Origin of the sequence: Rhodopirellula baltica SH 1, from assembly GCF_000196115.1 — a bacterium.
In the GTDB taxonomy this organism is placed as follows: domain Bacteria; phylum Planctomycetota; class Planctomycetia; order Pirellulales; family Pirellulaceae; genus Rhodopirellula; species Rhodopirellula baltica.
Genome location: NC_005027.1, coordinates 4648813 through 4661546 on the forward strand (window position 1 = coordinate 4648813; position 12734 = coordinate 4661546).

Consider the following 12734-nt stretch of genomic DNA (forward strand, 5'->3'; position numbering starts at 1 on the left):
TCATGACCACCACGCAAACTGATCTGCAAACGAAACTCGGTCGCCTGACGCTCCCCAACCCAATTTTGGTGGCATCAGGAACGTTCGGGTACGCTCGCGAGATGGAAGGCATTGTTGACCTTCCTCGTCTCGGCGGCATTCTGCCCAAAACCATCACCGCCGAACCACGCATCGGCAACGCACCCTGGAGAACCGTCGAAACCTCGGCTGGTTTGCTCAACGCGATTGGGCTCGACAACGATGGGGTGGACGCCTTCCTCGAACACCACCTGCCGTACTTGGCTGGTCTCGGAACTCCCATCATCGTCAGCGTTGCTGGGCGAACGGTCGAGGACTTCACCGAACTCGCTCGCCGAGTCGGTCAGTGCGATGGCGTGTCAGCGATTGAATTGAATCTGTCCTGCCCCAACGTCAGCGGCGGAATCGACTTTGGCACCAACGCCGAATCATGCCGCGAAGTCGTCGCCTCCGCACGCAATGCCTGCGACGTGCCGATCCTGGCCAAGCTCACACCCAACGTGACTCGCATCGCTGACATCGCTCAAGGTGCAGCAGACGGAGGCGCTGACGCGGTTTGTTTGATCAACACAGTCCTCGGCATGGCGGTCGACTGGAAGAAACGTCGTCCGATCCTCGGCAACGGCATGGGCGGACTCAGCGGCCCCGCGATCAAGCCGATCGCCTTGCGATGCGTGCATCAAGTCCGCCAAGCCGTCGACATTCCGATCATCGGAATCGGTGGCGTCGCCAACATTGACGACGTGATGCAGTTCCTTGTCACGGGAGCCTCCGCCGTGCAAATTGGCACCGCCAACTACTACGACCCCACGGTCTCCATGCGGCTGATCGACCAACTCCCCGCCGCTCTCGAGGAACTCAACGCCACAAACCTCTCCGACATCGTCGGCACCCTCGCATAAAAGGTGTCAGGTACCTTTTTGGGAAGATAGGCAAGAAACTGCTGCATGACTTCCCTTCACCAAGTGGCTTAAGCTCGCCGAATAAACAGTCGCCGATGAACGTCGCTGAAACTCCTCAAACGCATTCTGGCATCGGCGCAAACAAGGTCCCCCCTGCCGACAAATCACCCATTCTGCCAAAAAGGTACCTGACACCTTTTTAGCGGGAGCGTTTGAGGGTCAACAATATGTGGTCGTCATTCTCGAGCGTTTCCAGCTTGTTCGGTGCGGGGGTGCCTGGTGGTAGTGACAGGCACAGGATCAGTTGACCATCGTCAATCGAATAGTTGCCATTGACCGGTTCTTTGGCCCCCACCGTCAGAGACGACATTGTGAAACCTTTCGGTTTGGATTCGACGTTCAGCAAGTAGTCCACCTCCGTGAGCTGACCCTGAATCACGAATGAAACATTACCGCCATCAAAATTGAATTCCGTGATTGGGCTTTCAAGTAAATCTTGCCCACTCACTTTGGTTGAAACCACATCCCATGCACCGGCAAGTTCCTGGCGTTGCAAATAAACCGGGTCCTGGCGTTCTTCGGCTGTCAGTTTTCGAATTTGGAAGAAGTCGAACTGGGCCTCGATTTCGTGGTCCCGCAACGCTCCGTTGCAAGCCATGATCCCAATTTGCTGAGGGCTGCCATCGCCCCAAACTGCTTCGCCGATGACCTTGTATTTTTCGCCATCGGTGCTGAAAGCTCGCTCATAAACGTTTCCACGTTTGATCACACGCAACCAAAGTCGATCGGCAGGCTCCATGAATTCATCCGTATCGACCAGCCGATAGGTGTCCTTCTCTCGCATGTGCTTGAATCCAGCTTCCGCTCCGCTGTGTTCATAATCAAATTTGAGATAGTTGTCGTCATCGTCATAGATCATCACTCCAGCTTGCTGATAGTTCTTGACCGGCCGAAAAGACTCAACGCAGGTTGTGACCACAAAGTCATCGTCGCCTTCGACTGGATTCGGCACCAAGTACAGGTTCCTTGTCAGTGGCATTCGACGAGTCAGAGCATTGCCACCGAGACCACCAAAATGCGTTTTCAACGTGAGCTTGCCGGGATGGCTGGTCAGTGAGACACGATCGGGATCAGGCCTCAGCGGATTCCAGAGGGTATCGACCTTCCCATCGAAGCCATCAAAGAAAAGCGTATCGGGCTCCTCGGCGAACGAGTCAGAACCAGCAACCCAAGTCCCAAGAAAGATCGAGGTAACAACAATGACTCCAAATCGAAAACGCAACCGCCTACGTGACATTCAAATCACCCCATCAAAAAGGAACTAATACGACGTCCGACAATATAGCCAAGTTGATCCTCGCCATTGGTACGCAGGAATGAGTGGATCTAAATAAATGATCCGTTTTGGCGTAAGCCCCGGTTGTGCGTGGAAACCGTGGCTAACACCAAGCGGCTAATATACCCGATGACACCTGCCAACCTGCTTAATGTTCCTCAATTGGAACGTTTGAGCGTCATCAAAATTCGGCCATCGCCTGGTGATGATTCAAGTTCCTGAGGCGCGGGAGTCCCCGGTGGCAAGGACAGACACAAAACCAACTGGTCTTCATTGAGCTCATAGTTCCCGTGGACGGGATCCGTTGCTCCAACGGTCAAAGACGACATCGTGAAACCGTTTGGCTCGGACTCGATGTCCAGCATAAAGTCCACTTCGGTGCGTTCGCCCTGAATAACAAACGATACGTCGCCACCATCAAAACGAAACTCCGAGATCGGTCCCTCGACCAAATCTTCACCACTGGCCCTCGTCTTCACCACATTCCATGAACCCGCAATCTTCTGACGTTGCAGATACGCTGGATCCTCGCGTTCTTCTCGCGTCAACTTTCGAACACGAAAAAAATCAAACGATGCTTCAATCTCATCGGCTTCCCTCGGTCCATTGAACGCGATGATCCCAACCTGCAGCGGGCTGCCATCGCCCCAAACCGCCTCCCCAAAGACCTCAAACTTCTTGCCGTCTGTGCTGTAGGCTCGTTCGTAAACGTTCCCACGCTTGACCAACCGAAACCAAACGCGATCAGCAGGTTTGATTTTCGGATCCGTATCATACAGACGAAAGGCATCCTGCTCTCGGATGTGCTTGAAACCCGGCGTGCTCCCGTTCGATTCCAAATCGAACTTCAAATAATTGTCGTCACCATCGTAGATCAACAATCCGGCTTGCTGGTATTTCATTGTTGGACGAAACGAATCAACACAAGTTGTGACCACAAAATCTCCGTCACCTTCTGCGGGGTTAGGAATCAGAAACAGATTCTTTGCCAACGGAGCCCGACGCTTGCGGACATCGCCAACGATGTCTCCGTGATGTGTCACCAACGTGAGTTTACCGGGATGACTGTTGAGAAAGAAACGTTCTGGATCCGGTCGAACTGGATTCCACTGCTCACTGAGTTGCCCATCGAATTCATCGACGAACAACACCTCGGGCTCTTCCGCGACTAACGGGCGTTTGGGTTCATCGGCAACCAACTGGGACCCAATGCCCCCGCCCCCCAAAGCAATCCAGGTAATAACGAAGATCTCACATCGAAAGCGCTCGCATGACATTCAGATCAACTCACTCAAAAGGAAACAAAACCGTTCCCGTTAACATACCTAACCTACCCAACGAGGTTGGTAATTGGTGGAAGGAGGAAGTCGCGTCAGCGCTTTCGATTGTGTCCGCAGGAACCCAACCTGTCGCGGACGGGGTGCGAATGAGAACCCAATCGCCTCGTGATTGAGCGATCTCGACTGCTCGACCATCCGCCTCGCTCCACTCCACGAGTGTTGAAAAGGACTCCGCATCGCCGGTCCGAACGGTGACCTGATCGACGACAATGTAACCAGTTGATTCTTTCGAAATCCCGGTGATTGCCAGCCACCACATGACGCCGCCGAACAAAGCCACCACTGCGAAAAAAGACGCGGCCGAACGTGCCATGCGACGTGTTTCGGGTGCCAATGTTCGGAGCCGAAGCAAGATCAAAATGGCCCAGAAGACCAATGCGAAACCGACAACGCTCCACCGCAGATGACTCGAACCCCAATAACGGAACAACACCGGGGCAATCGCTCGCTGTGCTTGCCACATCCATGACAACGCAAGATCCGTTGACTCGTTGACTTGATCACGAGCCAACCACAAACGAGTGCGAATGGAATCGTTTTCCGGATCCCACTTCAGCGCTCGTTCATAGGCCACAATCGCTCGTCCGATTTGGCCGGACTGCAGACAAGCGTTGCCCAAGTTCGCATACAACTGCGGGTTCTCCACTCCGGCATCAACCAACGCTTGATAGCGAGTGGCCGCCAGTGAAAATTCCTCCTTGGCAGCCGCCTGCCCCGAATCCCCCTTGCCAGCCGAGTCCTTCTTGGGTGCGGCATCGGATTCAGACTGTTCGAGCCTCTGCAGCCCGCGTTCGTAGGCCTGGTTGGCCTCTTGGAACAACACCGCCATGGATGGCTGATCCAGTGCCATGCCTTCCACCGCTTCGCTTGCCAAGGCATTGCCCGCCGACACGAAGGACGCTCCCGCCAGCACCCACGCCAAGATCCTCGCAACACTTTGTGACTGCAAAGCAGAAATGGGTTTCGCCTGGAACTTTCGCGAAGGGCGCTGTTGCTGCCGAAAGCTCTCCAACTGCTCGATCAATGCCATGCCGCGAGAGCGCATTTCCTTGATTGTGGTTGTTGACTCCGAAGCAATGGCGGTCTCTTCCCGTTCGCAACGATCCAAGAAAGATTCCACTTCCGCGGCCAATCCATACCCGCCCGCTGCTCTCACTCCACCGACCCCAGACAACCAACTCGAGGATTCTTCATCGCTTCCAAACTGTCGGTGCAAATACATCGCCATGGCCTGCCCAATCGCGAACTCGTCGTCAGCTTGTTGCATTGCGAGAACGGCTTTTTGCGCGGGTGACTTCCACTCAGGCAACCAAGTCATCCAGCGGCCACGACTCTGCCAAACAACCAAACCAAGCCAAACCAACCCTGGCCACACGGTCAGCAACCACCAACTCGAATGAGATTTCCGGACCGGAACATTCTCAAGAGCATCCGAGGATGTGTGAATTTCCCAGAGCGAAGCCGCCCAGGAATCCTTGGCCTCCTGACCGCCCTGCCCTGCCCCGTCCGCAGAGTCTTGATCAACGGAACGATCACCATTGGAAACGATGGAATTCAACTGAAGCGTTTCCGACGCTCGCACTTGCAGCGGAATCGGTTTGCTTCGGACAACTTCGAACGATTCCGTTTCCGGGTTGAAGAAATGAAACTCGATCGGCGGAATCTCAGTGACACCTTCGTGCTTAGGCCGAATCGTTGGAGCGAACACCTTCATGTTGTCTTGAACGAAACCAGGCAGCGGTTGGTCGGAGACTTTGAAATCTGCTGTCAATTCTGGCATGGTCGACAACGGAGGGCATCGCACCAACTCCATCGGCCCGTCTCCGGTGATTCCGATCTTCAACTTGACCGCGTCACCGGCCTCAACCGACTGCGGGGTCGCTTGAGTGACGATGGTGTATTCGCCAACTGCGCCGTTGTATCCATCCGGTCGACCTTCTGTGGGAATGGGTAAAACATCAATTGAATCAATCTCAGCTTGCGCTCGTATCGGCCGGGACTTTTTCACTGCAAACCGCGGTCGCCCAAATGGAGAGCGAAAGAAATCGTCGTCAAACATCGATCCCATCCCAAGTGGATTTCGTCTCGATGCCGGGCCGATTTCGGTGGGATAGTTGAAGATGATTTCGACACCGCCCGCGTCAACCTTTCCTGGCTTCTTCGGATAAATCTCCGCATCAACCTCATACAAATAGTATTCACGAGATTGACCGTTTTGATCTTCGCGCAGAACTGACCTTCCACCAGGACGTTGGTTCATCCCACGCATTTCTTCCAACGCCTTCGTGAATTCGCCCCACTCGGTTTGAGAAGAACGCATGGACCACATGTCGCCGTCCGATAGCGTCAATTCCTGGTCCATCATCCGATACGGTCGAAGCCAAATTTTGAGCGTCAATCGAATGGGTTCACCGACGTACACCGATCTTTCTTCGCCTTCGATCTCTACAAACAGCAGATCGCCAGTTTCGCTCGTCGTGGCAACGAACGTCATCGGTTCGGTCCGATACACATCGCCATCAGCCCGAATATTCATCGTCGGTATTTCAAAAGACCCCGCTTCAGTCGGCGTCACCCGATAGAGAAACGTAACGCTTTGTTCCTGCGTCATTCGCCCGTCGACGACCGTTACTTTCCTACTTTGTTGAGGTGCCCCTTCGCGAACAATTTCGACACCTTCGACAATTGGCAGTTCCGGAAGCTCATACTTTTCCGCGTTTTGAATTTGGATCTGCAGGGTCAAGGAGGCACCCACATACGCTTCCTTGGACGACAATTTCGCCGTCACGTCCGCCGCGTCTGCCACGCCAGCACACGCGAACAAACCGCCGAACATCAACACCAAAATCAGTCGGACAACGGAGTTTGCACATTGCCAATTCAGCTTCGCACATTCAATGGATTGCATGATCGACCTCACCAATCTCTTTCCACTGGAATCTGTCGTGATCGTTCGCGTTGTTCTCTTCCGAAACGTCGCAGCATGTCTCGGTCCCGAACGGCCTGCAGCATCTTCAAAGCCTCCTCGCGAGTCATTGATTGCTGCATCAATTGTTGTGTCATCGCATTTTTTTCTCCTTCCTGGAACTCAGATTCGTCAGTTCCTTCCGATTGAGATTGCAACTGACCTTCGGGAGCCGCTCCATTGGAATCGTCGGCTGATGTTTCACCATCAGTAGACTCGTCCTGCGTTGAATCCTCTTCCGGCATCTGATTTGGGTCATCTCCGGATTGGGCAGAAGCTTGTTCGGATTCTGCCGACTCACTCTCGTTGCCGTCGTCGCCGTTTTGCTGCTGGTTCTCTTGCTGCTCGCCAGCGGAAGATTCCTGCGAATCATTCTCTTGCGACTCGGCTCCATCGCTCGCGGATTCACTTTCGTTTTGGTCACCCGAAGCCGATTGTTCTTCTCCGTTTTGATCCTGTTGATTTTCGGACGAGTTGTCTTCTGAGGGTTTGGCCTCATCCTTGGAAGATTCGTCCTCCGACTGTGCCGATTGCGATTCCTCCTGCCGCTCCATTTCCTGCTTCAACCGCAACGCCAATTCCAGATTCGTGCGAGCTCGCCGCACCACGTCACCTACCGAATCTTCGTTTGACTTCGCAGCATCATCCATGGATCGAGCCACCTGAATCGCGGATCGATAATTCGCAATCGCAGCATCCAATGCCTCCTTTGCAGCGGCCGGCTCAACCTGCATACCCGCCAATGCTCGCAAATACTGGCAATTCCCGAGGTTGTAACGAGCCCGCAAGGCGAGAGCCGTGTCGAGCGAACTCGCCGCATCCGCGAAAATTTGTTCGGCCGCTTCCAACTCTCGCGACTCGAAGTGCTCCACGCCTTCGTTGAACTGTTCGCGACCGGTGCGATCGACCGGCGTTATCGTCCCCACACGTGATCGCCAATCGTCCTGAGCATGTATCACACCACCCCAGTTCAGTGTTCCCGCCAGCAGAACCAACGCCACTTTCGCGACATTCTTGTGAAGAGGTTCGATGGAACGAACGGGTACGTCATCCTCCCCAACGGATTGTTTGTCAGGCCATCCTCGAAGCAGCACATCAAGGACCAGCATCAGAATTGCTGGGATGAGGAACCAATGAAAGCGAGGAATGTATGTATTGATTGTGGCCGTTTGCAAATCCGTTTTGTCAACGTTTGAAATGTATCCGTGAACAACATCGGACATATCCACTCGCTTGGTTCCTGCGGGGATGTAAGCCCCGTCGGATTGCGTGGCGACCTCCTTCAAGATGGCTCCGTTCATCTTTGAGATCACCGTCTGTCCTTTGTGCTTCACATAGCGACCGCTCTGCCGACGAGGCAATTCAGGATCCACATTCGGAATTCGCGAGCCTTCATCCATGTCGCCCAAACCGATCGTAAAGATCCGAATGCCTTGTTCCTCGTAAGCCCGCTTGGCTTCGGACACTGGATCGCTCTCTTGATCCTCACCATCAGTCAAAATCACCATGGCTTTGTGGTCGGTGGTTTTGTCCAAAAATGCATCCGACGCAACTCGAATGGCATCGCCCAAACGCGAACCGCCTCGACGCACCGAGTGGATACCAACGGAGTCCAATGTTTGCTTGAAATCTTCCACATGCCGAGTCAACGGCAGCGTTTGCCGCGTCTCGCCTGCAAAGACCACCAACCCAACTCGGTCGCCCGGCATCTCATCGACCATGTCCTTGATTTGTTGCTTGGCTCTTCCCAGTCGGTTTGGCGAAACGTCTTCTGCCAACATGCTGCGAGAAACATCCAGCACAAAAACCGCTTCGATTCCACGCTGGGGAACTTCTTCCCATGCCTTGCCCCAACGCAGATCGGACAATGCACCAACCATCGACACCAACGCCGCCAACAATAGGAATGAACGAACGGGACGATTCCATCTCGATGGATTCGCGGACCGGTTTGCCAGGCCCGTTCCGAGAAAGCGTCTCCAAGCGATCCGCCGCGTAATGCCGGCATAGCCGATCACCAACGCAATGCCCACAACGACGATCAGCCACGCAAGTGCCTCGGGATTCCCCCATTGAATGTCGGACATATTCACACCAACTCCTTCAGCCAAAGGTGTTCCAATAGCGAACGGAGGATCAAGACAACAAACGCCATCGCAACGACAGGTGGAACAGTGAACGAACGCCAATACCAAGACTGAACGGCCAGCTCTCGATAGCTGACATACTGCTGGGTTTCGACTTCCGTTTTTTCCAGTTGATCAATTTCGCGATAGATTGCATCAAGCGAATCCGTGTCGGTCGCACGGAAATACTTGCCGCCGGTAATTTCCGCCACCTTCTGCAATGTCGCTTCGTCGATGTTCACCTCCATGTAATGCAACCGTTGACGACCGGTGAACGGGTCGCGGACCGGCACGGGAGCCTTCCCCGTTGTGCCAACACCAATCGCATAGATTTTGATTCCCAACGTCTCAGCCAGTTCGGCCGCTTGAACCGGATCCAACTCCCCGGCGGTGTTTTCTCCGTCGGTCAGCAAAATCAAGATTTTGCTTTGCACCTTTCTTTCCTGCCTCGCATCCAAGGCGTTCAGTTTCTCGACCGACAATGCGATCGCGTCTCCGATTGCGGTTCCGTCTTCATCCCTCCGACTGACGATCTCCGTTTGGTTCAATCGTGACACCACAAACGAATGGTCCAGCGTCGGCGGCGTTTCTGCATCGGCATACGCCGCGAAGGTGATCAGACCGACCAGGTCACTGAAACGCCCTTCCAAATCTTCGCCACCGGTGATGAATTTGCTGGCCACGTTCTTCACCGCGGTCAATCGGTCAACGGGCTCGCCGTCAATGTTGAAGTCCAGCGCTTGCATGCTGCCGCTACGGTCAATCACCATTTCGATGGCGATCCCTTCAGTTTGCGAGACCGTCTGTTCGCGTCCTTCGCGTGGTCGTGCTAGCGCAAGGACCAACAATGCAAACGCAATCAGCGTCAATGCTTTTGGCAACCACATCCAACGTTGCCGCAAACTGGGTGGAAGTTCATCAACCGCGGCAACCGAACTGAATGCGATGGAGGCCGTGCCTCGGCGACGCCACATCCACCATGCCATCAGTGGAATCAACATTAGCAACCAAAATGCGTGAGGCCATGCAAAGGTCATGCATTTGCCTCTTGCGTGATTCGATTTTGTAAACTCTCCAGTTGTTTCAACCAGTCGTCAGATTGCCTGAGCCAGGAGTCAACTTCCGTGGAAGTCGCTGAAATCCCAGCGAACGAAACCTCGTCCGCTCGAGTCAGCATTGCCAGTAGTTCGCCATTGACCGCCGGATCTGACTCCCGCAGCCAAGCCGAAGCTTTGTCCGATGTGACCGCCGATTCGCGTCCCATCATCGAACCAATCCAATTGCGGTAGATCGGTGACAACTGAAGTGCGCATTCGTCAGGCGTGAGACGCTGTTTGTGCCATTGGGACCGCAAATCAGTCAGTTGACGCCGCGCCCAATCCACATTGGACACTTCACCGCGAGATCGAATCCGGCGCATCAAAACCGCTCCGGCAATCAAGACTCCGATCAAACCAACAATGACGCCGGGCAGCAACGACCTCGAACGTGTTTGCTCCATCGGCAACGCGATTGCATCGACAATCGGCTCTGGCTTTGTTGGATCAGCAGTTTCCGTAAGAACACTGACAACATTGATGGATATTGGCTGAGTCACAAGAGATCCGGCTTTGTCCCAATCGATGGCATCATCCTCACGCCGATTCTCTGATTGCCTTGGTAACGTTTGAACATCAACACCCGGAATGATGACCTCACCCGTTCTCAAACTTTCAAGCGTCAATCGCATCCACCATCGACGCATGTTGGGACCTGCCGCTTCGACGTGAGGCAAGTCTTCTCGGACTTCTTTCTCGATGATTTCCCAATCGCCAAGAGACTCGTCCAGCGCAGGCAGGACAACTTGCAACTCGTTCGGAACGACGACCTCCAACTCCAATTGCAGGGGTTCTGCGATCAGCGTTTCGCAATCGGACACACGAAGTCCAAGTTCAATTGGACCATCGCTTTGCCGCTGAACAATCTCATCGGTGCGTGCAGCGGTCGTCGTCGCCACGCACAGCAGGGCTGCAATCCATTTGCATCGTGTCGACATCACTTGGGGGCTGCGTCTTTGGCTCATAGCGTTTTTTATCCTCATCGTCGATTCTCCCGTCGATGGAAGTAGCGACGCAAAGGTTCACCCAAGTCTTCTCCGGTTCTCAAGTGCAGTGGCTCCATTCGATAACGTCGAAACAAAGCGTCACGCTGCTCCTCTCGTTGCTGAACCATCTGTGCATACCGTTCACGATGCTTGCGACTGGAGGTATCGATCCACCGAATGTCACCAGTTTCGTTGTCGCGAAGCGGAACCAAACCGACCGCGGGCATCTCCATTTCTCGAACGTCCGTGACCACGACAGGAATCAGATCATGCTTTCGAGAAGCGACGCGAAGCGATTTCTCGTAGTCCTTGGATTGGAAGTCGCTGATTAAAAAAACGACGGTCCTTCGTTTCGCCGTCCGCTGCAAATGTTCAAGCGCAGCCCCAACATCGGTTCCGGATCCACTGGATGGATGCGTCAACATTTCGCGAATCAATCGCAGCACATGACGTGAACCTTGGCGTGGGGGAAAACTTTTTTCAACGTCTTCGCTAAACAGAGTCAAACCAACTCGATCATTGTTTTTGATTGCCGACATCGCCAGGGTCGCTCCCAGTTCGGTCACCAATTCGCGTTTGGTTTGCGATTGCGTCCCGAAGTCCAGAGAAGCAGAACAATCCACCATCAACATCACCGCTAATTCGCGTTCCTCACGAAACAGCTTGACGAAGGGTGCGTCCTGGCGAGCGGTCACATTCCAATCGATCGTGCGAACATCGTCACCGACCTGGTAAGGGCGAACCTCTTCGAATTCGATACCTCGACCTTTGAATGCCGAATGCCATGTCCCCGCCAACATCTCGTCGACACGGTGGCTGGTTCGAATTTGAATTCGACGAATCTTGCGAAGTATTTCGCTGGGAGTCATCGCTTACGGTGCCGGAATGTGATCAAGAATTTGCTGCACGATGGATTCGCTAGTCAGATCTTCCGCCTCGGCTTCGTAGGTGATCATCACACGATGCCGCAATACATCCAACGCAATCGAACGCACGTCGGTCGGCAGCACATACGCTCGTCCCGCTAAAAATGCGGCCGCCCTGGCTGCGAGCGTCAGATTGATCGTCGCTCGCGGCGAACCACCAAACTGAATCAATCCATCCAATTCCAACCCGTAAGCCTTTGGACGACGGGTCGCCATCACCAGATCGACGATGTAACCCTCCACCTTCTCGTCGACGCGAATTTCGTCGAGCAGCGTTCGGGCGGCCAAGATATCTTCCGGCGACGCAACCGCGTCGACTTCCAACTTTGTACCTGTCTTTCCCATTCGACGAAGAATCAGCAACTCCTCTTCGCGGTTGGGATAGTCGACGATGACCTTCAGCATGAATCGGTCTGTTTGAGCCTCCGGCAACGCGTAGGTGCCTTCTTGCTCGACCGGATTTTGCGTCGCCATCACCAAGAACGGCTCGGGCAGTGGGAATGTTTCGCTACCGATCGTGACTTGATGTTCTTGCATCGCTTCCAACAAAGCGCTCTGCACCTTTGCTGGAGCGCGATTGATCTCGTCTGCGAGCACCAAGTTCGAAAAGATCGGTCCTTTCTGAACAACGAACGTTTGATCCTGCGGACGATAGACCTGAGTTCCAATCAAGTCCGCTGGCAGAAGGTCTGGCGTGAACTGCAGGCGTTGAAATCCGGTGTTGATCGCTTTGGCCAGACTCGCCACCGCGGTCGTTTTCGCCAATCCGGGCACACCCTCGATCAACAGATGCCCACCGGTCAGCAAGCCGATCAGCATGCGGTCGACAAGATGACTTTGCCCCACCAGCACGTGATTGATCTGGGTCACGATTTCGCGAAAGGGACTGCTGGCGTGAGCGATGCGTTCAGTCAGGTGCCGTTGTTGCTTCGCAGCTTCGGAAAGCTCCGCGTCTGACAAAAACTCAGCGTGTTCGTTCAGTTCGTTCATCGAAACTTGCTTGGAAGGACAACGTGAAATGTGCCCGACCGGCGAAGT

9 protein-coding genes are annotated in these 12734 nt (G+C 54.2%); 1 reads left to right on the forward strand and 8 read right to left on the reverse strand.

Going from position 1 to position 12734, the window contains the following annotated elements; all coding sequences use genetic code 11:
• The first annotated feature begins 2 nt into the window (after positions 1–2).
• Positions 3–920: a dihydroorotate dehydrogenase gene (locus RB_RS17880; RefSeq protein WP_007332287.1), complete on the forward strand. Its 918-nt coding sequence runs from the start codon at positions 3–5 to the stop codon at positions 918–920.
• Between the two features lie 199 nt (positions 921–1119).
• On the opposite strand, the gene RB_RS17885 is transcribed toward RB_RS17880, so the two are convergent.
• The 8 genes from RB_RS17885 to RB_RS17920 all read right to left on the reverse strand — a co-directional run bounded on the left by RB_RS17885 (position 1120) and on the right by RB_RS17920 (position 12686).
• A complete protein-coding gene (locus RB_RS17885; protein WP_011121992.1) occupies positions 1120–2217 on the reverse strand; it encodes a DUF1349 domain-containing protein in 1098 nt (365 codons plus the stop codon).
• A gap of 197 nt (positions 2218–2414) precedes the next feature.
• On the reverse strand, positions 2415–3533 hold the full coding sequence (locus tag RB_RS17890; protein ID WP_011121993.1) for a DUF1349 domain-containing protein: 1119 nt from the start codon (positions 3531–3533) through the stop codon (positions 2415–2417).
• Between the two features lie 10 nt (positions 3534–3543).
• Complete coding sequence (locus tag RB_RS17895; RefSeq protein ID WP_231845749.1) at positions 3544–6504, reverse strand: BatD family protein; 2961 nt, start codon at positions 6502–6504, stop codon at positions 3544–3546.
• Between the two features lie 8 nt (positions 6505–6512).
• Positions 6513–8648 carry a VWA domain-containing protein gene (locus tag RB_RS17900; protein WP_164922174.1) on the reverse strand — a complete coding sequence of 712 codons (2136 nt, stop codon included), beginning with the start codon at positions 8646–8648 and terminating at the stop codon, positions 6513–6515.
• Positions 8649–8650: 2 nt separating this feature from the next.
• Positions 8651–9724, reverse strand: a complete 1074-nt coding sequence (locus RB_RS17905; RefSeq protein ID WP_011121996.1) for a vWA domain-containing protein — start codon at positions 9722–9724, stop codon at positions 8651–8653.
• Entirely contained in the window at positions 9721–10722 is a 1002-nt protein-coding gene (locus RB_RS17910; RefSeq protein ID WP_164922928.1) for a hypothetical protein, read from the reverse strand. Before RB_RS17910 ends, RB_RS17905 begins: the two co-directional genes overlap by 4 nt.
• Positions 10723–10763: 41 nt before the next feature.
• A complete protein-coding gene (locus RB_RS17915; RefSeq protein WP_007330235.1) occupies positions 10764–11639 on the reverse strand; it encodes a DUF58 domain-containing protein in 876 nt (291 codons plus the stop codon).
• 3 nt (positions 11640–11642) lie between these two features.
• On the reverse strand, positions 11643–12686 hold the full coding sequence (locus tag RB_RS17920; RefSeq protein WP_007330234.1) for an AAA family ATPase: 1044 nt from the start codon (positions 12684–12686) through the stop codon (positions 11643–11645).
• Positions 12687–12734: the final 48 nt, after the last annotated feature.

Coding starts and splice junctions, on each gene's coding strand:
- RB_RS17880 (WP_007332287.1), top strand. CDS start 3: ATGACCACCACGCAAACTGATCTGCAAACGAAACTCGGTCGCCTGACG.
- RB_RS17885 (WP_011121992.1), bottom strand. CDS start 2,217: ATGTCACGTAGGCGGTTGCGTTTTCGATTTGGAGTCATTGTTGTTACC.
- RB_RS17890 (WP_011121993.1), bottom strand. CDS start 3,533: ATGTCATGCGAGCGCTTTCGATGTGAGATCTTCGTTATTACCTGGATT.
- RB_RS17895 (WP_231845749.1), bottom strand. CDS start 6,504: ATGCAATCCATTGAATGTGCGAAGCTGAATTGGCAATGTGCAAACTCC.
- RB_RS17900 (WP_164922174.1), bottom strand. CDS start 8,648: ATGTCCGACATTCAATGGGGGAATCCCGAGGCACTTGCGTGGCTGATC.
- RB_RS17905 (WP_011121996.1), bottom strand. CDS start 9,724: ATGACCTTTGCATGGCCTCACGCATTTTGGTTGCTAATGTTGATTCCA.
- RB_RS17910 (WP_164922928.1), bottom strand. CDS start 10,722: ATGTCGACACGATGCAAATGGATTGCAGCCCTGCTGTGCGTGGCGACG.
- RB_RS17915 (WP_007330235.1), bottom strand. CDS start 11,639: ATGACTCCCAGCGAAATACTTCGCAAGATTCGTCGAATTCAAATTCGA.
- RB_RS17920 (WP_007330234.1), bottom strand. CDS start 12,686: ATGAACGAACTGAACGAACACGCTGAGTTTTTGTCAGACGCGGAGCTT.